Raw genomic sequence first — 24,757 nt, 5'->3', positions numbered from 1 at the left:
GCATGATTGTTTCAATCACGTTTTGTGATCATTCTGTTCTCACAACGAAACCCGGCACTGCGGCCGCTCAGGCGTTGCTGCCAAAGAAGGACTGGACATGGGTAAGTACGCCGTGATCGATCCGGCGACGCGGACGGTCGTCACCGCACACACCGACGCGACCGACGTTGAAGTCGAGATCGCTCTCTCGTCCGCTCACGAGACATACAACCGATGGTCTCGCCGCACCACCGTTGCCGAGCGGGCACAGCTGGTCGGGCGCGCGGCCGAACTGCTGCGCGAACGCGTCGACGAGTTCGCCGCGATCATCAACCGCGAGATGGGTAAGCCCGTCGCAGACGGCCGCGAAGAAGTGCTCTTCTCCGCTGACATCATGCGCACCTTCGCTCAGCGCGCCGAGGAATGGCTCGCTGACGAGGAGATCAAGGCGGAAGACGGGCTGCGCACCGTCATCCGCCGACAGGGTATCGGCGTGATCCTCGGAATCATGCCTTGGAACTACCCCGTCTACCAGGTGGCCCGCTTCGCGGCCCCCAACCTCATCGTCGGCAACACCGTCATCGTCAAGCACGCCAACCAGTGCCCGGACTCGGCACTCGCCCTCGAAGCACTGTTCCGCGACGCCGGGTTCCCCGACGGCGCCTACGTGAACGTGTTCGCCACCCACGACCACATCTCGACGATCATTGCGGATGACCGCGTTCAGGGCGTTTCGCTGACCGGGTCTGAGCGGGCCGGCGCCATTGTGGCCGAGCAGGCTGGTCGACACCTCAAGAAGTGCGTCCTGGAGCTGGGCGGGTCCGACCCGTTCATCGTGCTCGACACTGAGGACCTCGACGCCGCCGTTCGCCACGCGGTGTGGGGTCGCATGAAGAACTCCGGCCAATCCTGCACCGGCTCCAAGCGGTTCATCATCATCGACCGTCACTACGAAGAGTTCGCCGGCAAGTTCACCCAGGCGCTGTCCACGCAGTCCCGAGAGAACGGCGACTACGGGCCGCTGGCCTCCGACGATGCCACCAGCACGCTGGTGGCGCAGGTGCAGGGCGCCATCGACCAGGGCGCGGAGCTGGTGGTGGGCGACAACACCCCCGACGGCAACTTCTACCGACCGGGCGTTCTCGTCAACATCAGCCCTCAAATGGACGTGTACTCGGAGGAACTGTTCGGGCCCGTCGCTCAGCTCTACCGCGTGTCGAGCGACGAAGAGGCTATCGAACTCGCCAACTCGTCCCCTTATGGCCTCGGATCGGTGGTGATCTGCGACGACCTCGACCGGGCGGAGCGAGTCGGCGAGCAGCTGGACGTGGGCATGGTCTACGTCAACGCCGCCGGGCTCGATGGTGCCGACGTGCCGTTCGGCGGGGTCAAGAAGTCCGGCTTCGGCCGCGAACTGGGCCGCCTCGGCATCGACGAGTTCACCAACAAGAAGATCTATCGCTACGGCCGCTAGAACCCGAAACGAAAGAGACACAGTAATGACTTCAACCGCCGTCGAGTATTTCAAGGGCACCGGCGCCAGCGGCGCGTCCTCATCGGTGGACCCCGCCGTGCAGGAGACGGTCCGCACCGTCATCCGCGATGTCCGCGAGCGGGGCGACGCAGCCGTACGCGAGTACTCCGAGAAGTTCGACCGTTGGTCGCCCGACTCGTTCAAGCTGAACGCCGAGGACATCGACCGGATCGTCGCCACCGTCCCGAGCCAGGCGCTCGAGGACATCATCGAGGTGCAGCGCCGAGTGCGCGACTTCGCGAAGCGACAGCTGGACTCCCTCACCGACTTCGAAGCTGAGACCGAACCGGGTGTGTTCCTCGGGCAGAAGAACATCCCCGTGTCGGCCGCCGGCGCATATGTTCCCGGTGGCCGCTACCCGCTCGTCGCGTCGGCACACATGACAGTCGTGACGGCGAAGGTCGCGGGCGTCCCCCGCGTCACCGCCTGCACCCCGCCCATTCGAGGGGAGATCCCGGCCGCCACGGTGGCAGCCCTCCATCACGCGGGCGCCGACGAGATCTTCCTGCTCGGCGGAACACAGGCAGTCGCGGCTCTCGCGGTGGGCACCGAGACCATCGGGCGGGTGGACATGATCGCCGGTCCGGGCAACGCCTACGTCGCAGAGGCCAAGCGTCAGCTGTACGGCGAGGTCGGTATCGACCTGTTCGCCGGCCCCACTGAGGTTCTGATCATTGCGGACGAGCACGCTGACCCGTTCATCGTTGCGGTGGACCTGCTGAGCCAAGCAGAGCACGGCCCGGACTCGCCCGCCGTGCTCATCACCACGTCGCACCTGCTGGCCTCCCAGGTGAGCCGCTACATCGACCAGATCCTCCCCGGGATGTCGACGCGCGACTTCGCGGAGGCCGCCTGGCGCGACCACGGCGAGATCCTTGTCGTTGACTCGCTCAACGACGCATATCGGGTGGCGGACGAGTATGCCTTCGAGCACGTGCAGATCCTCACAGAGAACCCGCGCGAAGCGCTGGACAAGATGAGCCAGTACGGCGCGCTGTTCCTCGGCGAAGGCACGTGTGTGTCGTTCGGAGACAAGGTCATCGGAACGAACCACACGCTGCCCACCCGGAAGGCTGCCCGCTACACCGGTGGACTGTGGGTAGGCAAGTACATCAAGACCGTCACCTACCAGGAGGTGCGTTCGGAAGCCGCCAGCGCGGAACTCGGACGCCTTCTCGGTCGCGCTGCTCGTGTGGAGCTGTTCGAGGGGCACGCCCGCTCGGGCGACGTGCGAGCGTCGAAGTATGGGGGCGATGCACTCTCCTGGGCGCCGGAATCGGCCCTCAACAAGGCGTAAATCCGACCTGCCAGCAGGGGGCGCCGTGCCGATTCAGGACCGGCGCCCCTTGCGCGGTAGGGTTTTGACGTTGTTGGACCGCCGGTTAGTGCGCAGACGGCGACATAATCTCGAGCACGGTGGAGACTGAACGGGGGCTCGCGCTTGGCGACGCAGACTGAGCGGCTCGACCTGTTGCGGGCGGAGCTGCGCGAACGCGGCCGCGTGAACACCGCAGAGGCAAGCGAGCGTCTGGGAGTGACATCCCTGACCCTCCGACGCGACATCATCGCGTTGGAGGCTGAAGGCACCGCCATCCGTGTACATGGCGGGGCCATCGCCCCCACCAGTCGCAGCTTCGAACCGCCGCTGGCTGAACGTCTCCGCAGCAACAGTGAACTGAAGGCGGCTATGGCTGCCAAAGCGATGCAGCACATTCGACCGGGAATGAATGTCGCACTCGACTTCGGAACCCGCATCCTTGCGCTCGCCCAGGAACTGCGCCAGCATCCGCTCAGCCTGGTGATCGCGCCCAGCAGTCTCGAGTCAGCGCGCATCCTGGGAGCGGACCCGCACTTTCGCGTCATGATCCCCGGTGGTTTCGTCGGTCCCGGCGACTTCAATATCTACGGCAGCGAAACCGAGGCGTTCTTCTCGCGGCACCGGTGGGATCTCTGCGTCCTGACGGCTGCGGGCGTGGACGCCGACTCGCTCCTACTCACCGACCTGAAACCGGAGTACGCGGCAATCAAGAGGGCGATGTACGAATCGTCAGACGCGGCGCTGATCCTGGCTGAACCTCGCCATATCGGCACCCGGTCATTTGCTCCTATCGCAACCTCACGCCCGGGCGACGTGCTCATCACCAGTGACCACTCCCCTGCCGAGGCATTGCGCACTCTGGCAAGCAGCGGGCTCCGGGTTGAGACGGTTCCGGACTCGCCCGAGGACTGACGCCGACTAGTCCGGCCAGCAGCCCGCTCGCAGCACTCCCGTCGTCGCGGGCGGAGTGTGCTGACCCATCTCGCGACGAGGACGTTCTGCTGCCCCGGCGGACTCTCGCGTACGCCCAGCGCGGGTTCTGACCCCGTCGCGACGATGCCAGATTTATCTATTGCATGTTTGAACCGTTCACGTATGATGATCGAATCAATCACATCTCGCACGTAGACGCGGCTGCGGCGGCGTTGTTGGTGGGTTGATGTGTCTTTGTTCGTGTATTGGATCGGATTTCAGCTATGCCCATGATCAACGGGTTCACTCCTGGTCAGACTGATGGTCTGTCTGCGGATGATGCAGCTTTGCTCGACCGGCGGCGGGCGGTGCTGGGGGATATCTACCCGTTGTTCTATACGGCGCCGTTTCATATGACGCGAGCTTCGGGCACTCGGGTGTTCGACAGCGCGGGCCGGGAGTACCTGGATGCGTATAACAATGTGCAGGCCACCGGTCACTCCAACCCGGCTATTGCGGAAGCGGTGCATCGTCAGCTGCTGGTGATGAACACCCACACCCGGTACCTGCAGGACGGGATTGTCGAGTACGCCGAGCGGCTCACGGCCACCTTCCCTGTCGGGATGGACCGGGTGGTGTTCACCAACTCCGGGTCCGAGGCCAATGACCTGGCCATCCAGATCGCGCGGTGGCGCACCGGCAACGACGGCATCATCGTCACCACGAACGCGTACCACGGTGTGACGGGCCTGACCTCGCAGATCACCCCGGAGAACGGTGGTGCGATGCCGATTGGGCCTCACGTGCGCACCGTGGACGCGCCCGATACCTACCGCGACGGCGACAACGCCGGCACGATCTTCGCCGAGTCCGTCCGCCGCGCCATCCATGACCTGAACCGTCACGGCCACGGGGTCTCATTGCTGGTGCTGGACACCATCATGTCCAGCGACGGCATCTACCCCGGCACCCCCGGGATGCTCAACGAGGCATTCGCTGCTGTCCGCGAAGCCGGCGGCCTCGTCCTTGCCGATGAGGTCCAGCCCGGCATGGGCCGCTCCGGGACAGCGATGTGGGGAGTGCTGCGACACACCCACGACGTCGACTTCCTCGTCTGCGGGAAGCCGATGGCCGGTGGACTGCCGGTCGGGTGCCTGGGCATGAGCAGCGAGCTCAGCGACGCCTACGCCGCCGACCACCGCTACTTCAACACCTTCGGCGGAAACCCGGCCACCATCGCCGCAGCCGCCGTCGTCCTCGACGAAGTCGAGAACGGACTCATGCGCAACGCCGACGTCATGGGCCAAGCACTGCAGAACTCGATCAACAACCTCTCCCGCGACTACGAATTCATCGGCGACGTCCGCGGCACCGGCCTGTTCCTGGGCGTGGAGATCGTCACCGACCGCACCACCCGCACACCCGACGGGGCCACCACCCAACGCCTCGTCGATGCCATGAAAGACCACGGCGTCCTCATCTCCGCCGTCGGCCCCGCCGGCCAGGTCCTCAAAATCCGACCGCCCCTCACCTTCTCACCCGAAGACCTCACCTGGTTCAACAACGCCTACACCGCCGCCCTCCACGACGTCGCCACCCACGCGAGCATTCCCTCACAGCCGTAACGGCGCATACTCGACAAAACGCAAGGAAGCGCACCATGTCCAACGCCCTACCCGAACCCAAAGCCGCCGTGGCTGACGCTCGTCGCGAGCGTCGCACCTCGGATCCGGCCGCACCACAGCCGCACCTACGCCGCATCCTCAGCACGCCGCAACTCATCGCATTCGGGCTGGCCTACGTCAACCTGATCGGCGTCTTCATCTTCTACGGTCTCGCGACGCAGATGACACAGGGCATGATGGCGCTCGCCTTCCTCATCGCCACCCTCGCGATGACACTGACCGCTCTAAGCTACGCCGCGCTCTCGCGAAAGTTCGTCGGCGCAGGTTCGGTCTACACCTACGTCTCCAAGGTGATCCATCCTGCCCCCGCGTTCATCATCGGGTGGATGGTGCTCCTCGACTACCTGGTTCTGCCGCTGCTGGGGTTCGTCCTCATCGGGCTCTACATGCACCAGTCGGTGCCCATCGTGTCGGACTGGGGATGGAGCATGATTTCGCTCGTGGTCATCGTGGGCCTTGCGATCAAGGGAGTAAGCGAGTCCGCCAAGGTCAGCATGGTCGCGACGGGCGTCGGAGTGCTGTTCCTACTTGTCTTCGCTGGCTACCTCGTGACTTCGATTGTCTCGGCGGGCGGCCCCGCAGCGGTGTTCGATCTGTCCGGACTGTTCACCCTCGACGCGTTGAACAACCCCGACGCTGGCATCCCCGGACTTCTCGCTGCGACATCCATCCTCTGCCTGATGTTCCTCGGGTTCGACGGAATCACCACCTTCGCTGAGGAGACGCGCGACCCCAAGAGGCAGATCGGACGCGCAGTGCTTTGGACGTGCGGCATATCCGGCACCGTCTTCGTGCTCATGTCCTACCTGATGCAGCTAGCGTGGCCCAACGCGTGGCTCGAAATGAATAACCCCGACGTGGCGTCGACGGAACTGGTCCTGAGGATCGCAGGCCCCGCGATGAACGTGATCTTCACTGTGATCTTCATCGTCGGCGCTGTCGCCTCCGCGCTTGCCGGGCTCTCCGCTGGAGCACGAATCCTGTTCTCTATGGGGCGCGACCGCGTGCTCCCGTCGGTTCTGGGCCGAGTGAGCCCGCGCTTTAGGACTCCCGTCGTGTCCATCTGCGTGATCGGCGCCATTGGGGTGCTTGCGCTGTTCGGTGACCTCAACTCGGTCGCCTCGATTGTCAACTTCGGCGCTCTGATCGCATTCATGTCAGTGAACGTGTGCGTGTTCGTTCAGTTCCTCTTCCGGGAGCGGGAGCGTGGCACGAAGGCAATCCTCCGCTACGGGGTGCTGCCGGTACTGGGTGTGGCGGTGAACTTCGCTCTCTGGATCTCACTCGATGCGACAGCGAAGGTCATCGGGACTGGGTGGTTCGTACTTGGCGTGATCGTCCTCGCGGTCGTGACGCGCGGTTTCCGGAAACCTGTGCGCACTCTGTCCGGCTTCTGACCCGGGCGACCGGAGCGTGCTGGGCTCCGTGTCAAATGCGGGCGGCGTTCTATGCGGAACGCCGCCCGCTCTCTTTGACGCTGGTCATCCCATACTTGATCGGGAGGCCGAAGAGCTCCGGCGCGGGGCCTCACACCCGGAACAACCATCCTCCCCACTGCGCGGCGGGGGCAGGGAGTGTGTGTCAGAAGACTCCACACACGACGGGCGCTTGACGGGATCGGAGATCGCTGGACGGTTCTCGTAGTCGGCTCGCTCAGTGAAGGGCCACTCCGGTACAGCGAGTTGCGAGCGCGAGTAGACGGCATCTCGCAGAGATGCTGACGCAGACGCTGCGCGGGCTCGAGCGGGACGGACTGGCGACGCGGACGATCACCGCCCGAATCCCGACTCGCGTGGACTACGAACTGCCCCTACCGGCCAGTCGCTTCGCGAACCCGTTGAGTGCCTTGGAGGTCTGGCCACGGAACACGTGAGCGACATCGTCGCCGCCAGGAACGACTACGACGGCCGCCCCTGAGCGATGAGGGGGCCCATTCCGCGGTAATGATTCAGTGCACAAAGTCATTGAGGCGCCGTTAGTGGGATCCCCCCCCCCCCCCCCCCCCGATTCGGTTGCCGGTGTCGCGGCCGTGGACATGCCCCGACGGATCGCGTGTGGCGGACACTTACCAACAAGCGAGTGTCGGCGCTGCTGCCTCCCGGCGGTGAGTGCGGGCACAGTCGTGGCCGGGGAGTTCCTTGGAACCCCAGGCCACGACTCGAGAGTCACGGGTTGTCGTTAGCTGATGGCCGCACGCAGCTCCGCGGCAGCGGCGGTCACGTCGGGTGCGCCGTAGAGGGCGCCTCCGACCACAGCGATCTGGGCGCCGGAGTCGCGGACGGAGCCGATCGTCGAGGCATTCACGCCACCCGCGATGGAGAACGGCACACCCGAGGCCTCGCCAGCACGCAGCAGCGTATCGAGGGAGTAGCCATCCTGAGCCTGCTCATCAAGACCGGCGTGGACCTCGACGAACTGCGCACCGAGTGCGACGACCTCCTTCGCGCGAGCAGCTTTGTCCGCCACCCCGATGAGGTCAACGACCACCCCTTTGCCGTACTTCTGTGCCGCCTTGACCGCACCGGCGATGGTGCTGTCATCTGCCGCGCCGAGCACGGTGACGAGGTCAGCGCCTGCCCCGAACGCGATGTCCGCTTCGAGCTCGCCGGCATCCATCGTCTTGAGGTCCGCGAAGATCACCTTGTCGGGATGGGCGGACTTCAGAGCGGTGATCGCAGCGAGTCCTTCACTCTTGATCAGCGGGGTGCCGAGCTCGAGGATGTCGACGTGCGCGGCTGCCGCTGCGGCGAGTTCGAGAGCCTTCTCGGTGGTCAGGGTGTCGATGGCAAACTGCAGTTTCATGGGTACTCCGGGTTGATGATGGGTTCGGTCGCCTGCCGGCGATCAGGGGTCGAGCTGCTCGGGGTGGAGCTACTCGAGGTTCGAGTGCCGCGGCCAAAGGTCGTCGGCGCTTGAGCCCTGGCGTTGCCAGAGCGCATGGAACAGGCCGTCGCCGATCAGAACGACAACCTGTTCGAAGAGGGTTCCCGCGTACTGGTCTGACGCCGCGGCGGTGCGGTCCAGTTTTTGGGCGGCCGGAACGACGACGACGACCTGGGACACCTGCGCCAACGGTGAAGCGGCGGCCGCGGTGATGGCACCGACCTGTGCACCCGCGCTGACCGCGAGTTGCGCGGTGCGCACGACCGTCCCCGTGGTTCCCGACCCGCTTGCGGTGAGTAGCACGTCACCAGGACCGATGGCCGGCGTCGTGACATCACCCACGAAGTGGACGTTGAGTCCGAGGTGCATGAGGCGCATCGCGGTCATCCGAAGCGCGATTCCCGAGCGCCCCGCGGCGCCGACGAACACACGATTGGCGGCGAGAAGAAGGTCACCGAGGGCGTCAAGCTGTTCTGAACTTGCGACAGCTGCGCGTTCAGACGCTCGCAGCACCTCGTTAGCCACAAGCGAGATCGCTGCGGCAGACGAAACGGTCACATTCGAGGAGGCCATCCCACCAGGGTTCCGCACACCAAGTCGCTAGCCCATCCCTCTCGAGAACGGTCTCAACTACTCGAAAGGAGGGGCCGGGTTAGGATGGGTGGGTGACGTCCGCCACTAGCTCCCCTGCCGTGGCCTCCCGTCGCGCGACCGCAGACCGAGCCCGCGCTCTCGCCGAGCAGCGAGACCGTCACGCTCTGACGCTCGAAACGCTCCTAGCGACGTTGCGATCACCGCGTCTTGACGACCGCGCAGCACGCACCATGGCAGTCGACGTCGCTGCCGGGGCACTAGTCGGACTCCGCGAGCAGAGCGACGAGCAGAGCACTGCGCTTGAGCCCGTGGTCGGCGCGTTCGAGCGGCTGCAGGGCGATCTGCGGCCACTCGTGCGATACAGCGAGCTGAATGTACAGTTCGTGGAGCCACCAGCGAACGGGCGGGCGCTTCCGGGTGAAATTGCGCACGCCGCTCGAGCTATCGTGCGGACAGCAGTGCTGGCCATCGTCGACCGGGGCGAGACGACCCGAGTACGGATTCAGTGGGATTGTGACGGACTCCACCTGTTGATCGCGATCCGCGACGACGGACGCGGCGATCTGTCGGTTCATGACGATGCACTTCGCCCGGTGGCGGAGCAGGTCGCCGCTATCGCGGGCCGCCTTGCCGTTGCCTCGACACCGGGATGGGGCTCAGAGATCGAGATCTGCTTGCCCCTGGACCCGCCCGCTGACTCAGACGCGCTCTCCAGCGCGTTGGACGCCAGCCCACGTGAGCGAGACGTGCTGCGGTTGGTGATCGCAGGGCGCCGCAATCGCGAGATCGCACAGACGCTCGGAGTCAGCGAGAACACGGTGAAGTTCCACGTGTCCAACCTCCTGCAGAAGTCGGGCGCGGCCTCGAGAACAGAACTGGTGGCGCTGACACGGAGCTGACCTACCCATCGGGCCTGACGCCACCTATTCGAATCGGTAGCCGCCCGGCAGGGAGCGACGGCACGTAGCGCGGCAAGCGACGGTGGGACGGGTGCCAGGTGGCCGGCCGAGTCCGTGACCGCGTCCGCTGCCGTCCGTTTCTGTGAGCGCGGGCAAGACGCAGTGAAGGCGGTCGCGTTTTGCACGCGACCGCCCTCACTGCGATCTATTTCAGGCGGTGAGGCGTATCACTCACCGGGACCCTTGCACGCCAATACCTGCTCGTCCGTGTAGGTGGTCAGCCCCGGCACCGACAGCGTGGTGATGAAGTTCGGAGCCTCGTCCGGGAGGTACATCTTTGCCAGCTCGTCAGCGTTATCCGCGGACGTGAAGACCTCCGGGTCGATGATGGTGTCGCGCTCGACCTCTTCGCCTCCGATGACGCGCAGTGCGACATTGAGACCGGCGCCTCCGATGGCGGGCGGGTTCGTCACCAGGACGCCCTCGGCCCCATCGGTGAGCTGCTTGATGAACTCGTTCGATCCCTGGCCGCCGAGGGGCACGAGGTCACGCCCGGCGGTGAGGATGCCGTTCACGACGGGATAGTCCGGCCCCGAAGTCCACACCGCGTCGTACTGCTTCGCGCTGAACTCCTGTACGGCGATCTCGCCTGCCTTGGTGTAGTCCCAACCGGTCCACACTTCCTTGAGCGTGATGCCCGGGTAGTCCTCCAGCGCCGCCTTCACACCGGTGTCACGGTCGATGTCGGCCTGGACACCCTGAATGCCACGCATGTAGAGGACATCGCCCTCACCGCCGATCATCTCGGCGAGCTTGCGCATCTCCAGCTCTCCCCACGCGACCTGGTCGTTCGTGATGACGTGTGCTTCCGGGGCAGTGACGGCCGAGTCGACCGCAACGACCGTGATCCCCTGCGCGCTCGCCTCGGCGATGATGGAGTTGAGCTTCTCGGGGTCGGACGGGTTGACGACGAGGATGTCGACGCCCTGGGAGATGAGGTTCTGCAGGTCCTGGATCTGCTCGGTGGGGCCACCATCCTTGCTGACAGTGATGACCTCGGAGACCTTGCCGCTGGCAAGAGCCTCCGCCTTGATCGAGCAGATCATCTGCTCCCGCCACAGGCTGCTGGCGAGGGTATTGCTGATACCGACGACGTAGGTCTCGTCGCCCCCACCACCGGCGGGCTCACCCTCGGGCGAACCTCCACTGCTGCAACCCGCGACGACAAGGGCGAGGGCGAGTCCTCCAGCGAGGACACTCAGTGCACGGGACTTCTTCATGGCTGTACTTCCTTGTACTTTTGCGGACCTCGCCGTGCGAGGGACCGTTCGGGTGTTCCCGACGGCTGTCGGGGTGGGCAACGGCACGGCCGCGGGATTGCCCGGGTACATCTGCTGTGACGTGTGCGCGGAGCCCTGGCCCGGATCGGCAGCGGCCCGGGCCAGCGTCCAGCTAGATCACTTCGGTGAGATGGAACTGCAGTGAGCCCTCATCGGCGAATGTGGCCCACGCTGCCCCGATCTCTTTCCAGTCGTCCGAGGCGAACGTCTCCTGCAACGCCTCCCAGCTCTCGGCGACAATGTCCTCGACGACGTTGAACGTGCGACCGCCGACCGCGCGACCCTTGATGTCGACGCTGTCTCCAGGGACGAAGTAGACCTTGAAGGAGTGAATAGCGGGCGCTTGCCGACACGCCGGCTGGTCGACCTCGCGGGACCACTTGATGAATGCGGCGGGATCGACTCCGTCGTGAAGGCGGTACGTGGCAAAGATCTGGGTGGGCATGGTTTCTCCTCTGGTGTTTGATTTCTGATGCGGCCCGGACATCAACGGCGCTGACCGGTGACACTGGAGTGGGTTTCAGCCGCGCCGTGAGCGTCCAGCCGTCACGGAGCGATGGTCGCCGCGAACGGGTCGAAGTCAGCTGGCAGGGCGGGAATCGGATCGAGCGTGCTCTCGACAGGCACGTACCCTCGACTGGCGACTGATTCCTCGATGCTCACCATGACGTCCAGTACGTGGTAGCCGAGCTCACCAGTCGCGACGTGCAGGGCTCCGCCACTGCGGACAGTGCGAGCCATGGTGAGCGCGCCTACCCCCCTCGTTGTCAGCGGTCCGACTTCGGGGATGGTCGTGGGGTGCTGGATGAGTTCGATCCCTTCGACTTCGGCGCCCTTGCCGTAACGGAGGATCGGAATCTCTCCGTGGTAGTTGGGGTTGCCGAGAACGAGGGTTCCCTCAGTGCCGTGCACTTCGAACACTCCGTGCTTGTGACGCGGAATGTCGGCACTCATCAACGACGACGCCGTTTGGCCGCCGGCGAAGTTGCTCACCACAGCGATGTGGGTGAGAACGTCCACCGGGAACGCCTCCCCCGCATTGGGCCCGACGAGTACCTGGCGGTGATCCTGACTGCGGTGCCCGGCGGCCAGCACTTCAGTGATGGGACCGAGGAGCTGAACGAGCGCAGTCAGGTAGTACGGTCCGATATCGAACAGCGGACCGGCCCCGCGGGCATACAGGAAGCCCGGATTGGGGTGGAAAACCTCGGGACCGGGTCCCTGGAAGGCGGTGACCGCTGTGAGAGGCGTTCCGATCACGCCGTCCTGGATCGCTCTTTTTGCGGTCTGCCACGTCGGTCCGAGAACCGTGTCCGGGGCGACTCCGAGCAGAAGCGACTTCTCGTTGGCGAGGTCCACCAACTTCTTGGAGGAGGCCCGGTCGATCCCGATGGGCTTCTCGCTCCACACGTGCTTTCCCGCCTGCAGAGCGTTCGTGGAGACCTCAACGTGCGCTTCCGGGATTGTAAGGTTAAGCACGATTTCGACCTGATCGTTGTCCAGGACGAGCTGTGGCATGCCAGACACCGGGATCCCGTATTGATCTCCCTGGGTGGCGGCACGACCGGCGTCGACGTCCCCGATGGCGACAAGACGCACGTCCGCGCATCTCGAGAGGAAGGACAGGTATTGATCGCTGATCATCCCCGCGCCGATTACGCCGATGCCTACTGCGCCACTGCTCGCCATGGTGTCCCTCCGGTGATTGCTGGGGCGACCCGAGAGCGGGACAACCCCGATTCAGTAAACGTAGATTACTGAATGCTGGTTGATGCTAGGGAAGGACTTCGATGGTGTCAAGCATTAATCGCGCAACGCCCGCGACACGTCTCATCGCACCGCGCCCTGAGGTCCTGGCGTCGATGACCGATCAGCATGTGCTCGCTGCACTGACCCAGTCGGGCGCATCAATGTCCCGGGCCGAGGTTGCCGAGGCATCTGGCCTGTCGAAGCCGGCGGTTGCGGCAGCGGTCGCACGACTTGTGGACCGAGGCGTCGTTAGAGATGTAGGTAAACGTGAGGGCAGGCGCGGAGGCGTCGCGACGCTGTTCGAACTCAACCCAGGGTTCGGTCGGTCCCTCGCGGTCGTGATCGACAATCACTTCATCACGGTGCAGGCAATGGACCTACACGGCAATGTTCAGTCAACTCTCGAAGTCAAGGCAGCACCGGGCCACAGACTCGACGACGTGGCCGCCAACACGAACCAATTGCTTGCGCAGTCTGCATCGGAATACTCAGCACCGCTGCTCGCGGTCGCCGTGTCGATCGCTGACCCCGTCGACGCTGACACCGGCGACCCCGTCGTGCTGTCCAAATCCGTCTTCCCCGCACCCGACCTCAAGCCCCGAGCAGAGCTCCATCTCCAAGAGGCCAAACGCTTGGTGATCGACAATGACGTCAACTGGGCCACCATCGGGGAGCACCGGGCGGGAGTGCTCAAGGACTGCGACGACTTCATCTACGTCTACCTGGGCGACGGACTCGGTGCCGGCCTAATCTTCGACGGCCGACTTCTGCGTGGACGCCGGGGATTGTCGGGAGAAATCGGCTACCTGCGCCCGGATCCGTCAGAAGACCTGGACATCACAGAGAAGCTCGCCGGACTGGGGCTCGGGAAGGCTGGCAGCCACGTGTTCGACCTGCCGACCGCCATCGAACTCCTGGGCCAACACCCGCTCCCCCCGTCGGCCGCGGCGATAGCTTCAACTCTCGGGCTGGCGGTCGCTAACATGGCGGTCGCGCTCAATCCGAGCGCCATCGCATTCGGCGGACCCCTCAGTAACTTCCCCGACTTCACTGCGGTACTCGCCAACCGAATCGCGACTTTGACGACCGATCCGCCGCAATTCGTCACAAGCCACGTAACCCCGCTTGCCGGCGCGGCTCTCGAAGCACATCGGCTCGCATTGGAAGTCGCCGGGGTTCCTCAGAGAGTCGCTTCGTGATGTGAACCCGTCTGCCGGCGCAGGTGTTCAGGCTACGAACCGAGAGCAGCCCAACGTCAACTCCGCACTAGGGTCACCTTGCACCCGACCGCTGGTGATGGTACCCGACGCTTCCGGCAACGACATTGCACTTGGACGCGGCCGCGTGGGCGCGACCCCGGTGGAGCACCACGGGCCGCATTGAGAGGGTTCCCACGAGGCGGCGGCTATTGAAATCTAAACTGCACCGAGCGACCGTCACAGCATGCGACTTGCACTCGAGGGATCGATCACGATTGACGCCGAACTCCTCGAGCGCGGGGACATCCTTCCGTTCGAGCAAGTCCAAACCGTCGACATCAACAACGGCGCGAGGTTCGAATCATACGCGATCAGCGGAGAACACGATCGATTACCGCGCAGGTCTGCGATGGAGCAGAAGACTGTGGCGCGGCTCGTGGCGTTGCGGCAGTCTCTCCCACGGCCGCCGCAGCAGATCGACCTAGCCGCACCAACCGTGCGGGTCAACGGACTCGGCCGTGGGTGCTTGTCGCGGTGCGCTCCGGCTGTGGGTATCCGGGTGCTTAGCCTCCGGGATGAGGCATGCCGTGGCGCACGCAACTACGTCGAGGGCGACCGCCGAATCGTGCGCGAACGCGCTGGTCGCGAGCGCCTCGCGGGCGCGCGGCATCGCCCTGAGCCTTCCTTTACGGCACGCGATAACCGGCCGCGCGGAAGAGTTCATACCACTCTGCGCGCGTCAGAGACACGTCAGTGCCCTGCGCCGCGGCGGTGACGCGGTCGGGCGTCGTCGTACCTAGCACGACCTGCATCGCGGCGGGGTGTCGCGTGATCCAGGCGACGGCGATCGCGACGGCAGGAACATCGTAGATTGCTGCCAGGCGATCGATAACTGCGTTCAGCTCTTGGTAGTCGGGCGAACCGAGGAATACTCCCGTGAAGAACCCCGCCTGGAACGGTGACCAGGCCTGGATCGCAATGTCATGCAGTCGGCAGTAGTCGATCACGCCGCCACCATCGAGCGTGAGTGCCTGATCCTCGCCCTGCATGTTCATGGCGATGCCCTGAGCGATTGCGGGAGCATGAGTGATCGACAATTGAACCTGATTCGCCACGATCGGCTGACGCACGGATTTCTTGAGAAGGTCGATCTGACGCGGCGTGTGGTTCGACACACCGAATGCGCGAACCTTGCCCGACGCCTCGAGTTCGTCGAAGGCGCGCGCCACCTCGTCAGGTTCCATGAGCGCGTCGGGACGGTGCAGAAGCAGAATGTCGATGTAGTCGGTGCTAAGCGCACGGAGTGAGCCCTCCACTCTCGACACGATGTGCTCATACGAGAAATCGAAGTAGGGCCCGGGCCAGACAATGCCCGTCTTGGTCTGGATACTGATCTGTGCTCGCTCCGCGGCGCTCAGTCGCAACGCCTCGGCAAAGCGCCGCTCGCAGCCGTGTGGTTCGGTGCCATAGAGGTCTGCGTGATCGAAGAAATCGATACCGACATCGCGCGCGGTCCGCACGAGCGTGCGCACCGTATCGTCGTCGAGTTCCTGAATTCGCATCAGCCCGAGTACAACGTTGGGTGCGGGCCGGTCGATGCCGGTGAGCGCAATGGTCTTCATGAGTCTGCCCCTGTCTCGTCAACAATTTGATGGTCTCGGATGTCGTACGCCGCCAGACGACCGCACATCCCGAAGTGTCTTTCTGCGGTCGGCTGCGGCGCATCCCTGACACCGCCGGTGGCCAGGTGGTCAAGGTCACCACGTGCGATCGCAAGAGCGTGTTCTCGGCTCCATTGGGCTTGCAGGAGTGGCCCGCACGCGACGATGTCGGCCCATGAGGACGCCTGCTTTTCCACGAGCGTGGCCGCTGCGGCGTAGAAGTCCTGCAGCGGGCGGAGGTCACCGCGCACCGCGGCATCCCGAATCGCGAGGAACCCCGTAACTGCTTGGTCGCGACGGTGGGCTGCGCCGTCGATTCGTTCCCGCAGCGAGCCCACCGGCAGCGCGGCGGCAGCGGCATAAAGCGCGGGGTCCGCGACGATCTCGGACGCGAACGTCATAACCGCGTCGCCCGCTTCCGGCAGACCGGCGTTGCCCATGATCACGAGAACCCGCAGATTGCCGTGGTTAATGGACCGGTGGATAGTGCCCGGCGTGAACCAGACGACGGAGCCTTCCCGAAGCGCCGTCTCGCGCACCCCGCTCATGTCGACGGTGTGCAGGGCGCCGCGACCGCTGATCACGACGTAGCACTCGCTCGACGCGAGGTGCATGTGCGGGCTACCTCCGCGAAGGCCGTCGGTGGCGACGTCCTCGTATACATCTAGCAGCGTGACGGACGTCCCTCCGGGGAACGTCGGAATCATGATCGCTCCAAGTGCGCCTCCGCCGCAGCCAACGTCGCGCGAAGGGTGTCAGCTAGGGGACTGGCGACTTCCGCTCCCCCGTCCGCGACCCCGACTGCGTAGCGGAAGCTCACGGTGTCACCGGAAGCGACGACTACTTCTTCGCTGAAGAACGGCGCGGGGTTGAGAGCGGCGAACTCCTCGGAGCGCGCGAACCACTGCGGGGGATGATGAGGATTAGCAGCATCGTCGACGATGAGCACAAGGGAAGTGGCGCCCGTGTCGTCGTGTACTCCGGCGAAGGCCATCCACTCGTGCCTCGAACCGCGCAGGTCTTCGCCGGCACCGGACGCACCTGGTGCCACCAAAGTGCCACCGGTGAAGGACCGCGGTCCGCGCCAGAACAGACCGCCGTAGCCGGCGTTCTCGCGTCCGCGCGTCGTCGGTGAGCCGATTGCAATCGGCCGCGATGCGACGTTCGTGAGGCGCGTGGTGAACACCAGAGCCCACGCGTCGTCACTGAGCGTTCGCGCCGTCAAGGTCCGCCGTTCGGTGAAGAGCGTCTCACGCGACTGGGTGATCCAACGCAGTTCGTGTGCGACGGTTGCCTGCTCGCCCGAGCGGAGCGAAACGTCGCCCGAGTGCTGTTGTGTGCCGTTGTTCGGAAGTTGGACGTAGAACTGACCATGCACGTACGTCGGCCCGCCCCAGAAGTTCTCGTCGTTCACGACTGGTAGCGCCCAGCCGATACCTTTGTGCCAGACGTGGTCGTGCGGGCGGAAGAGACTGACCACTTCGCCGCGGCGCGTCCGGATCGGATGCAGGTACGGCTTCGGCGACTCCAATTGAGCGGTCGCGGGTTGGTACACGTAGGTGAACAGTTCTATGTCGCCGTCGCCCACGGAGACGGACGAGCCCAGCTCGTGGAAGATGCGGAGAGCGGTCATGCGAGGACATCCCTGACCGGAGCCCACGGGGCCATCCCGCCGCTCATCGATCGGACGAAGGGATCGTCGCCGATGAGCTCGCCCGCGTCGACCGTCTGGCCGCGGAAAGCTGAGGCGTAGGTCGCGGCCGCGAACTCCAGAGTGCGTCGGGCGTCGGTCAAGCCGACGCCGGGTGCGACGTCCTCATCGAAAGCATCGAGGATGGCGGCTAGCTGGTCGCGGTGCCCACTGGTCGAGCCCGAGTCGAGGCCCTCGCGCCAGCGAGTTTCGAGGTACTCACGCCCCGGGACCGGTGTGAACGTCCAGTCCTCGCTGCTGTATCCGTAGAGATGCTCGACCTCGACAGATGCGAACTCGAAGTCGAACCGCAGCCGTGACGTCTCGCGGGGTGAAACGAGCGAGTTGACAACGGTTGCGAGGGCACCGTTCTCGAAGCGCGCGAGTGCGATCGAGACATCCTCGGTATCGGTCGGGCGCAACTGTCGCGCCGCGAACGCACTGACAGAGGACCACGGGCCGAGGATCGAGAGCAGTAGATCGAATTGATGGATGCCGTGGCCCATCGTGGGGCCGCCGCCTTCGACGTCCCAGCGGCCGCGCCAGGGAACGTCGAAGTAGGCGTCCGGCCGATACCACAGCGTCTCACAAGTTGCGACGAGCGGCCGCCCGAGCACGTGCGCTTGCGTCAATGCCGCGAGGTGTCTCGCAGCCACGCCGAACCGGTGCTGGAACACAGTGAGTACGGGAACCCCGGTCTGGGATTGAACGGCGACGAGGTCGTCGGCCTCGCCGAGGCTCAGGGCTGTCGGTTTCTCCACGAGCGGAGGCACGCCCGCGCGCATCGCTTCGATGGCAAGTGGAGTGTGCGTCTGAGGCGGAGTGCAGACGCACACCAGGTCGAGGTCCTCGCTACGGAAGAGCGCTGCAGTGTCCGGGTACACGTGGTCGACGGCGAACTCATTGGCGAACGCCGTGGCGCGGTCATGGTCGAGGTCTACGACACCGGCGATTTCGACGCGTGCCGCGAGACTGTTCAGTGCGGCTGCGTGGGCGTGCGCGATACCGCCGGTGCCGACGATGCCGATGCGGTAACGCGGACGTGGTCCGGACATGCGGGTGATCTCCTGGTTTGTGTCGGTGGGATATCGGGCGGACGCCGAGGAGCTGAATCGAGGGTTCGGCGGAGCGAATCGAGAACCGCCTGTTATGTGTGAATCTCGATGACAGAGAAGGAGTACCCGGGCGCGACAACGCGATCCCGCTCGCCGAGGAACTTGGGGACGAACGGGGCCGTTTCGAACGGACGACCGGCGGTAGGCGCGCCCGCGATCTGACGAACACGCCCGGTATTCACCCGTCCACCGAGCGCGTCAACGATGTCGAGCTCCACTTCGGCGCCTGTCGCATTGACGATTCGCAGGTGCGCGCGGTCCGACCGGTCGTCGTAGATGCACGTAGCGACGAAGCGCTGCTCCGGCATCGCCGGGTCCTCGAACTCCTGGACCAACTCGCCGTCAACCCATAACCGGAGTTGGCGCCCTGCGTCGTGGACCTCAATCTTGACGTCATAAGTGCGCCCGAGTTCGACGGTGAACGGGACACCACCTGTCTGTTCGTCGCGGAACCCGTCCGTGCTGCGCAGAAGGGTGATCGTACGGTTCAGCCATGTCCCGAAATTCCACTCCCAGCCGTCTGGGGTGTACACGGCGCCGAAGTGGACGGCAAAGTTTCCGCGATCAGGATCCCCGCCAGTCGCGGTGAACCGCAGCTCGATGACGGCGTCCCCGCCGTATGCCTGCACAGGGACGACGTGGACTGCGCCCCCACTCGCGACTGTGATGTCCGCGGCCCTCGCGCCATTGAGTGCTATCAGCTCGCACTTCACGTCGAATCCCTCGGCGCTCAGGGCGAGTCCGACATCGGGTGATGTCGATCTCACGAACACCGGTGCCTCGTCCACCTCGACCGGAATCACCGCAGTGCCCGCGGTATCGGCGAACATCTGCTGGATGTAGTAGTTCAGACTCGGCAGGACGCGCGTGTTGTCGAAGTAGATAAGGTCGGGGACCCACTGCGCATGGTCGATCTTCGCGAGAAGTGGCGCGTAGGACGCCAGGCGAACGATGTCCCCGTTGCGCTCGAGGCCGGTCATGTAGGCCGCCTCAGCGAGAGCGTTTAGGAACGTGTTGCCGCGCGAACCGTACTCTCCCACGTAGACACTCGCCTCGCTTCGGTTGTACCGGTCGTAACGATCCACGTTCTGAAACAACCAGCTCGGGGCCTTGTATGAGTGCTCGTCGACGATCGGTACGTTCAGTTCGCGCGCCAGTGCCCAGCCCAGCTCGTAGTCGCTCCCCAGCGGTGCGGGGCCTGCAGTTCCGACGACCTCGACTTCGGGGTGTGCGGCGTGCACTGCGGTGAAGATTCTGGTGAATCGATCACGGAACGTATCGTCAATCTGGTCTTCGTTGCCGATCCCGAGGTATCGCAGCCCGAACGGCTCGGGGTGACCAAGGGACGCGCGGATGGCGCCCCAGCGCGTGTCAGCCGCGCCGTTCGCGAACTCTATGAGGTCGAGGATCTCGCGCACGTACGCATCGAAATTCTCGACAGGGATCGCCTGAGGACCTCCGATGGTGTTCTGGCAGCACACCCCGGCTGCGAGCACGGGTAGCGGGGTAGCGCCGAGTTGCTCGCAAAAGCGGAAGTACTCCAAGTAGCCGAGCCCCATCGATTGGTGATAGCCCCAGAGGTTGCGGTCTTGCCGGCGCTCGTGCACCGGACCGATGGTGGTCGGCCGACGGTACATGTTCTCGAGGCCGAGGCCGTGCGAGATGCAGCCGCCAGGGAACCGTATGAACCGCGGCTTCAGGGCGGCTATCGCTTCGGCGAGGTCGATGCGCATCCCGTTGTCGCTTCCCCCGTAAACATCCACGGGAAACAGCGAGACGAAGTCGACGTCGGCGGCCGCGCCCGCGGGAATGCTCAGCACGAGCTCGGCAGACATTGAGGCGAAGTGTGGACTCAGAATCGCCTCGTGTCGGCGCCACCCGCTCGGTTCCAGCGTGACGTGTTCGGTCGATGATCCCTCCGCTGAGCGGAGGGTCACATCGAGCGGCACGATCCGATCCGCCCTCGCGAACACGGAGAACCGGTACCGCTCCCCCGCACGGACGACGATGCCGCCGAATCCTCCGTTCACGATACTGCTCGCGACTTTCGGCGAGCCGAGGCGGACGTAGGTCGGCGCGGACGGCGAGAGGGGGCTGTCATCACGAATCTCTACGGCGCCGGTCGTCGTCCAGGCGGTCAGGGCGCTCCATCCGGCCGCGTCGGCCTCGCTATAGGAGAAGGATCGGTTCTGCACGAGCTCGGCGTACAGCCCACCATCTGCGGCGTAGTTGATGTCTTCGAAGAAGATCCCCCACAGATCGCGGCTGATCTCGCGTCGGGGGCCGCGAGTATCGATCCGGATCTTCGTCATCGAGCCTCTCCTCCCGCCGCAGCCCTGACCGTCACTCCGTCAGAGGAACGCCGCGCAATGAAAGGTCGCTTGTCGTTCGCACCCGGCATGTACTTGCTGACGCGGCGATCATCCGTGCCCGTCATCCCGACCGACGCCAGGGGCCGTAGAGCTCTCCGGGTTTCTGATTGCGCGTCCACCATGACGCGGAGTACCGCGCACCATCGTGGATGACGATCTCTCCGGACGTGAAGATGCGGCTCGCTGTCCATACCGCCGTCCCGTCCGGCCCACTGATGATCTGTTGCCATGGGCCGTAGGGGTCTCCCGGGGTCTGGTTGTTCGTCCACCAAGAGGCTCTCCACAGCGATCCTTCGTATGCCACCTCGGATCCTGTGAGAAACACGGCGTCGGGACCCCACGCCGTCGCAACGGTCGCTCTGACCGTCGCGCTCACCGGGGCCGAGTCGGTCGGGATGAGTTCGGGGTCCACTGCGGCTGTGACGACGATCGGTCCGGGGGTGGCGGACGTGAATCCCGAAAGTGTGTAGTGCTCCGCCGGCAGCATCGCGGATGATCCATCGGCGCGCTTGGCGGTCACCGTGACGTCACCGAGTTCCTCACCCACGGCATACACCGCCCTAGGTAGTTCGAGCGCCACACCGACCACAGCGTGATCGAGTGCCGTCGCGGCCGCGATCAGCACCTCCGTTGCGTCATCGACAGCCGCTTGGGTGGCCGTCGCCGACCCGAGCTGGCTCTGCGCCGCGGTCAGCGCCGCCGAGAAGACCGACCAGCTAGTGGCGGAGTAGTCATCGGTTGAGAGCCCGGCGTACTCGCTGATCGCAGCCTGAAGCGCAACCTTGTCGACGGTCTGGCGGATAAGACTTAGTCCGTCAAGCCGTATCGTCTGGCCGCCAGTGCCACGCGCCTCCAGGGTCACCGTCACCGAGCCGCCGGTGATAGGGAGGTCGGTCAGCTCTGAGGACTCCCACCCGGTCGTGGTGCGGTTGAGGTCGAGTTCGTGGCGTTCGCCGCCAGCCGTCGCAAGCACGGCGCGGGCGTACTCGAAGCCGCCCGCCGTATCCGAGCTGAGCGAGAAGCGGTAGGCGCCGTCAGGAGCCTCGACGGTCTGAGAGACGCCACCCGAGAACATGTCCGTGCCGCCGAGGCGCAGGGCGAACCGCGTGCCCCCAGCCCCTGGGTTCACATTCGTGATGATCGAGTGACCGATCGAATCCGGGTCGATGCGATTTGTCCACCCCGTCAGTTGGGGGACGATGATGCGGTCGGCCGCGAATTCGGGGTTGAGCACGTAGTTGTTATCTGCCCCGATCCGCCACTCCCCGGTGATGGCGTTGAACTCCCAGTCGCTGACGGAATGGAAGCGCAGTTGACCGTCCTGTTCGTCGATCGGCAGCCATTGGTTGTAGCCGAGGCCGTTCCATGCGAAGTCCGCCCAACGATCGCCCGCATAGAGCACAGTCTCTTTCTTCGTGCCCTGCACGGTGACGAAGAAGCCAGTCTGTGTCACGTGGCTGTAGTCCATCTCCGTGCCCGGCAGTACAAACTCCGACGAGTACGCGCCCTGGATCTCGTCGGTCTGTGATGCGATGACGTAGTTCGGCGAGGTGTTCCACCCGTGCAGAGCGGAGGCCGCCATGTAGTAGCGGTCTCCATAGGAGAACATCGCGTTGCCCTCGCGGCCTTGCGCGTTGTAGCCGATCTGGACGGCGGGCTCTATCGAGAGTGAATCGGACTCAGCAAGCTTGGAGACGAATGCGCGGCCGCGACCGCTGCTGTTCGAAAAGATCAGGTAGTCCGTGCCGTCGTTGTCGGTGAAGACTGTCTGGTCGCCGGTCGAGTCGGTGGGCGAGTTGATGATGCGCTTCTGCAGATTGACGTATTCGAAGTCGTCCGTCGGTGAGTCGCCTTGGAGGAACAGCACGCCACCTTGGCCGTCGGGGTCGGGATACTTGTCCTGTCCCATCTGGATGAGCAGCACGTACTTGCCGGTGTTCTCGTTGTAGGCGACGCCCGTGCGCCCCAGCCATGAGGCGTCGGCGAGCGATGTCATCCGGGCGAACCCGGTCCCCTTGGACGCGGGAATGCTCAGCGGTGTCTGGGTCGTGGCAACGTCGTTCTCGAATTTCCAGTTCACGAGGTCTTTCGATGAGTACACCGGGATGGAGACGAACTTCACGTCGTTGTTGAAGAGCCTGGTGGGATTCGCCCGGTAGAGCGCTGCGCCCGTGTAGTGCACCCCGTACCAGTAGTAGGTGTCGCCGAACCGGAAGATGCCGCCACCCTGCGAGTAGATCGGGTTGCCGTCAATGTCGTTCCAGAAGGTGTTGTTCGAGATGGACTGGAAGCTGCCCTCCGAGACTGGGACAAGAGAGGATGCGGCATCCTGAACGGCATTCTTGGCGGCGACGACCTGCGTCGTCGTTGCACCGCTCGCCGCCGCGATGTCGGCCGCCGCAGGCAGCGCCGCAGCGAACGGCGCCCAGGAGTCTGCGGTGAAGTCGGCCGGTACGCGCGTCGCGTATCTGGCGAGGATATCCCGCAGGCCGCGCACCATGACCAGCGCTTCGGATGCCGACTGCAGCGCCGCACGCGCGGTCTCGCGCTCCGCAGGCGTGCCGGTCTTGGGTTCGACGAACTGCTGAGCCGTCGCAAGGGCAGCCGCGAAGGCAGGCCACGAGCCCGTCGTGTAGTCGGCGGCGACCTTGTGCTTGACCGCGCCGTAGAGCCAGTCGAGCGCGTCGCTCGTGTCGGGAGTCCCGCTCTTGAACAAGGCCGACGAATGGTCGACGCCGTTGCCAGCGACGACGAGCCGGAGTGTGTGAGGACCGTCAACGAGCCCCGTATACGACGCCATCCGCCGCACAGTCGAATTCGTCGCGGTTCCGTAGTTGATGGTCCCGACCTGCACATCGTCGACGTAGACCGTGCCGGTCCCATGGCCACTGCGCGTCGTGCCGAACATCTCGACCGTGTGGCCCGTGAAGGCGATTTCGAGCGAGCATCCAGCCGGGCCCCAGCTCACAGCCGAGTAGTGGTCCCATTGGCCGGCGGGGCATGAGTAGTAGGTGAGGTTTGGGGTACCGCGCTCGGTCGTGATCGCCTTGTGGTTCACAGTAACGCTTGTCTCGGCGGCCATCGCGGGCGGCGCAGCCAACGCCGGAACGAGCAGCCCCGCGACGATCGCGAAGGTCGTGAGGATGCTGAGGCGCCTCGTGCGCGCCCTCGTCGGAGATTCCACCGTGACCCTGCTCTCTCTCCTGCCCGGCACGCCGCCCGCTGCGATGCGAGATGGGTGTCGCGCTGCCGACTCGTCGTGTCGTCCGATCGATCCCATATGAATCGAGATCCATAGCGAGTTTCGCCATTGCCTGCCGCCGAGGGCCATGGGCGAATCTCGCCGGTGCCTGGACGATCCTCCGGAATGTGGGCACGGCCGGCCCGACTCGTCGCCGCGCTCACGAATACGCACCGTTGTCGACGCCGTGCAGGCTTCGAGGATCGTCTCGCTCAACGAAGCGCGCGGCAGGGATCGCTGACGCGCTCGAATGGGCATGACGTGCCGCAGGGAACGGCGCTCGGCGATGGCGGGACGGAGGGCACTTAGATGGTTGCGGAATGCGTGGTCGGCGCCGGGGCGCTCCGTCGCAGCGCTGACGGGCGCGCCCAGACAGGATGGTCGCTCCAAGAGGATGCTGGCGAGACGCGTCGGCGTCCTGACCGTGCTCGCCCAACCCGTAGTGCATCCATCGCCTGAGCACGGCCTCCGCGAGCCCCATCAAGGTGGCAGCGCGCGGCCGTGAGCGTTTCGCGGAGCCCCCTGGACGATTCACCGACAGCGGAATGGCATTCGGCTGCCGCGCCCTACCAGTCCGTGTGGTTGA

General features: G+C 64.9%; 19 protein-coding genes and 1 pseudogene. 9 read left to right on the top strand and 11 right to left on the bottom strand.

Annotation, left to right across the window (positions count from 1 at the left end; translation table 11 throughout):
• Positions 1-97: 97 nt before the first annotated feature.
• The 6 genes and pseudogenes from AC3ANN_RS01445 (at position 98) to AC3ANN_RS01420 (ending at position 7,301) form a co-directional block, all read left to right on the top strand.
• Positions 98-1,453 carry an NAD-dependent succinate-semialdehyde dehydrogenase gene (locus tag AC3ANN_RS01445; protein ID WP_488339236.1) on the top strand — a complete coding sequence of 452 codons (1,356 nt, stop codon included), beginning with the start codon at positions 98-100 and terminating at the stop codon, positions 1,451-1,453.
• Between the two features lie 25 nt (positions 1,454-1,478).
• On the top strand, positions 1,479-2,810 hold the full coding sequence (hisD, locus tag AC3ANN_RS01440) for a histidinol dehydrogenase (RefSeq protein ID WP_488339235.1): 1,332 nt from the start codon (positions 1,479-1,481) through the stop codon (positions 2,808-2,810).
• Positions 2,811-2,954: 144 nt separating this feature from the next.
• Positions 2,955-3,743: a DeoR/GlpR family DNA-binding transcription regulator gene (locus AC3ANN_RS01435; protein WP_488339234.1), complete on the top strand. Its 789-nt coding sequence runs from the start codon at positions 2,955-2,957 to the stop codon at positions 3,741-3,743.
• Positions 3,744-4,027: 284 nt separating this feature from the next.
• Entirely contained in the window at positions 4,028-5,368 is a 1,341-nt protein-coding gene (locus AC3ANN_RS01430) for an aspartate aminotransferase family protein (RefSeq protein WP_488339233.1), read from the top strand.
• A 35-nt stretch (positions 5,369-5,403) separates the two neighbouring features.
• A complete protein-coding gene (locus AC3ANN_RS01425) occupies positions 5,404-6,825 on the top strand; it encodes an APC family permease (protein WP_488339232.1) in 1,422 nt (473 codons plus the stop codon).
• A gap of 177 nt (positions 6,826-7,002) precedes the next feature.
• A pseudogene (locus AC3ANN_RS01420) lies at positions 7,003-7,301 on the top strand (winged helix-turn-helix transcriptional regulator).
• Between the two features lie 305 nt (positions 7,302-7,606).
• On the opposite strand, the gene hxlA reads toward AC3ANN_RS01420, so the two are convergent.
• Together hxlA and hxlB are read right to left on the bottom strand one after the other, a co-directional pair.
• Positions 7,607-8,230 carry a 3-hexulose-6-phosphate synthase gene (gene hxlA, locus AC3ANN_RS01415; RefSeq protein WP_488339231.1) on the bottom strand — a complete coding sequence of 208 codons (624 nt, stop codon included), beginning with the start codon at positions 8,228-8,230 and terminating at the stop codon, positions 7,607-7,609.
• Positions 8,231-8,299: 69 nt separating this feature from the next.
• The gene (hxlB, locus tag AC3ANN_RS01410) at positions 8,300-8,884 is read right to left on the bottom strand and encodes a 6-phospho-3-hexuloisomerase (protein ID WP_488339230.1); all 585 of its coding nucleotides are present in this window, start codon (positions 8,882-8,884) and stop codon (positions 8,300-8,302) included.
• Positions 8,885-9,135: 251 nt separating this feature from the next.
• On the opposite strand from hxlB, the gene AC3ANN_RS01405 reads away from it, so the two are divergent.
• Positions 9,136-9,804 carry a helix-turn-helix transcriptional regulator gene (locus AC3ANN_RS01405; protein WP_488339229.1) on the top strand — a complete coding sequence of 223 codons (669 nt, stop codon included), beginning with the start codon at positions 9,136-9,138 and terminating at the stop codon, positions 9,802-9,804.
• Positions 9,805-10,031: 227 nt separating this feature from the next.
• Here the strand turns inward: AC3ANN_RS01405 and AC3ANN_RS01400 are convergent, their stop codons facing one another.
• From AC3ANN_RS01400 to AC3ANN_RS01390, 3 genes are all read right to left on the bottom strand, one after another.
• Positions 10,032-11,084, bottom strand: a complete 1,053-nt coding sequence (locus AC3ANN_RS01400) for a substrate-binding domain-containing protein (protein ID WP_488339228.1) — start codon at positions 11,082-11,084, stop codon at positions 10,032-10,034.
• 172 nt (positions 11,085-11,256) lie between these two features.
• Positions 11,257-11,589 carry an EthD domain-containing protein gene (locus AC3ANN_RS01395; protein ID WP_488339227.1) on the bottom strand — a complete coding sequence of 111 codons (333 nt, stop codon included), beginning with the start codon at positions 11,587-11,589 and terminating at the stop codon, positions 11,257-11,259.
• 101 nt (positions 11,590-11,690) lie between these two features.
• A complete protein-coding gene (locus AC3ANN_RS01390) occupies positions 11,691-12,833 on the bottom strand; it encodes a Gfo/Idh/MocA family protein (RefSeq protein WP_488339226.1) in 1,143 nt (380 codons plus the stop codon).
• Positions 12,834-13,006: 173 nt separating this feature from the next.
• Between AC3ANN_RS01390 and AC3ANN_RS01385 the strand changes: the two genes are divergently transcribed.
• Positions 13,007-14,092 carry an ROK family transcriptional regulator gene (locus tag AC3ANN_RS01385; protein ID WP_488339225.1) on the top strand — a complete coding sequence of 362 codons (1,086 nt, stop codon included), beginning with the start codon at positions 13,007-13,009 and terminating at the stop codon, positions 14,090-14,092.
• Between the two features lie 244 nt (positions 14,093-14,336).
• Entirely contained in the window at positions 14,337-14,867 is a 531-nt protein-coding gene (locus AC3ANN_RS01380) for an aspartate 1-decarboxylase (RefSeq protein WP_488339224.1), read from the top strand.
• On the opposite strand, the gene AC3ANN_RS01375 is transcribed toward AC3ANN_RS01380, so the two are convergent.
• The 6 genes from AC3ANN_RS01375 to AC3ANN_RS01350 all read right to left on the bottom strand — a co-directional run bounded on the left by AC3ANN_RS01375 (position 14,779) and on the right by AC3ANN_RS01350 (position 24,387).
• Positions 14,779-15,714 carry an aldo/keto reductase gene (locus tag AC3ANN_RS01375; protein WP_488339223.1) on the bottom strand — a complete coding sequence of 312 codons (936 nt, stop codon included), beginning with the start codon at positions 15,712-15,714 and terminating at the stop codon, positions 14,779-14,781. The genes AC3ANN_RS01380 and AC3ANN_RS01375 overlap by 89 nt on opposite strands.
• Positions 15,711-16,460, bottom strand: coding sequence for a cupin domain-containing protein (locus AC3ANN_RS01370; RefSeq protein WP_488339222.1), 750 nt, complete (start codon positions 16,458-16,460; stop codon positions 15,711-15,713). Before AC3ANN_RS01370 ends, AC3ANN_RS01375 begins: the two co-directional genes overlap by 4 nt.
• Positions 16,457-17,341, bottom strand: coding sequence for a DUF6807 domain-containing protein (locus AC3ANN_RS01365; protein ID WP_488339221.1), 885 nt, complete (start codon positions 17,339-17,341; stop codon positions 16,457-16,459). Before AC3ANN_RS01365 ends, AC3ANN_RS01370 begins: the two co-directional genes overlap by 4 nt.
• 41 nt (positions 17,342-17,382) lie before the next feature.
• Entirely contained in the window at positions 17,383-18,498 is a 1,116-nt protein-coding gene (locus AC3ANN_RS01360) for a Gfo/Idh/MocA family protein (protein ID WP_488339220.1), read from the bottom strand.
• A 92-nt stretch (positions 18,499-18,590) separates the two neighbouring features.
• Complete coding sequence (locus AC3ANN_RS01355; RefSeq protein ID WP_488339219.1) at positions 18,591-20,870, bottom strand: alpha-L-arabinofuranosidase C-terminal domain-containing protein; 2,280 nt, start codon at positions 20,868-20,870, stop codon at positions 18,591-18,593.
• A 121-nt stretch (positions 20,871-20,991) separates the two neighbouring features.
• Positions 20,992-24,387, bottom strand: a complete 3,396-nt coding sequence (locus AC3ANN_RS01350; RefSeq protein WP_488339218.1) for a carbohydrate-binding protein — start codon at positions 24,385-24,387, stop codon at positions 20,992-20,994.
• Positions 24,388-24,757 lie beyond the last annotated feature (370 nt).

The sequence above is a fragment of the Microbacterium sp. STRO-2N genome (assembly GCF_057747775.1).
This window is presented reverse-complemented; position numbering and strand designations above follow the sequence as displayed.

What these genes read in the sequence shown, in the direction of transcription:
- AC3ANN_RS01445 (WP_488339236.1), top strand. Translation starts at nt 98, where the DNA reads ATGGGTAAGTACGCCGTGATCGATCCGGCGACGCGGACGGTCGTCACC.
- hisD (WP_488339235.1), top strand. Translation starts at nt 1,479, where the DNA reads ATGACTTCAACCGCCGTCGAGTATTTCAAGGGCACCGGCGCCAGCGGC.
- AC3ANN_RS01430 (WP_488339233.1), top strand. Translation starts at nt 4,028, where the DNA reads ATGCCCATGATCAACGGGTTCACTCCTGGTCAGACTGATGGTCTGTCT.
- AC3ANN_RS01425 (WP_488339232.1), top strand. Translation starts at nt 5,404, where the DNA reads ATGTCCAACGCCCTACCCGAACCCAAAGCCGCCGTGGCTGACGCTCGT.
- hxlA (WP_488339231.1), bottom strand. Translation starts at nt 8,230, where the DNA reads ATGAAACTGCAGTTTGCCATCGACACCCTGACCACCGAGAAGGCTCTC.
- hxlB (WP_488339230.1), bottom strand. Translation starts at nt 8,884, where the DNA reads ATGGCCTCCTCGAATGTGACCGTTTCGTCTGCCGCAGCGATCTCGCTT.
- AC3ANN_RS01405 (WP_488339229.1), top strand. Translation starts at nt 9,136, where the DNA reads ATGGCAGTCGACGTCGCTGCCGGGGCACTAGTCGGACTCCGCGAGCAG.
- AC3ANN_RS01400 (WP_488339228.1), bottom strand. Translation starts at nt 11,084, where the DNA reads ATGAAGAAGTCCCGTGCACTGAGTGTCCTCGCTGGAGGACTCGCCCTC.
- AC3ANN_RS01395 (WP_488339227.1), bottom strand. Translation starts at nt 11,589, where the DNA reads ATGCCCACCCAGATCTTTGCCACGTACCGCCTTCACGACGGAGTCGAT.
- AC3ANN_RS01390 (WP_488339226.1), bottom strand. Translation starts at nt 12,833, where the DNA reads ATGGCGAGCAGTGGCGCAGTAGGCATCGGCGTAATCGGCGCGGGGATG.
- AC3ANN_RS01385 (WP_488339225.1), top strand. Translation starts at nt 13,007, where the DNA reads ATGACCGATCAGCATGTGCTCGCTGCACTGACCCAGTCGGGCGCATCA.
- AC3ANN_RS01380 (WP_488339224.1), top strand. Translation starts at nt 14,337, where the DNA reads ATGCGACTTGCACTCGAGGGATCGATCACGATTGACGCCGAACTCCTC.
- AC3ANN_RS01375 (WP_488339223.1), bottom strand. Translation starts at nt 15,714, where the DNA reads ATGAAGACCATTGCGCTCACCGGCATCGACCGGCCCGCACCCAACGTT.
- AC3ANN_RS01370 (WP_488339222.1), bottom strand. Translation starts at nt 16,460, where the DNA reads ATGATTCCGACGTTCCCCGGAGGGACGTCCGTCACGCTGCTAGATGTA.
- AC3ANN_RS01360 (WP_488339220.1), bottom strand. Translation starts at nt 18,498, where the DNA reads ATGTCCGGACCACGTCCGCGTTACCGCATCGGCATCGTCGGCACCGGC.
- AC3ANN_RS01355 (WP_488339219.1), bottom strand. Translation starts at nt 20,870, where the DNA reads ATGACGAAGATCCGGATCGATACTCGCGGCCCCCGACGCGAGATCAGC.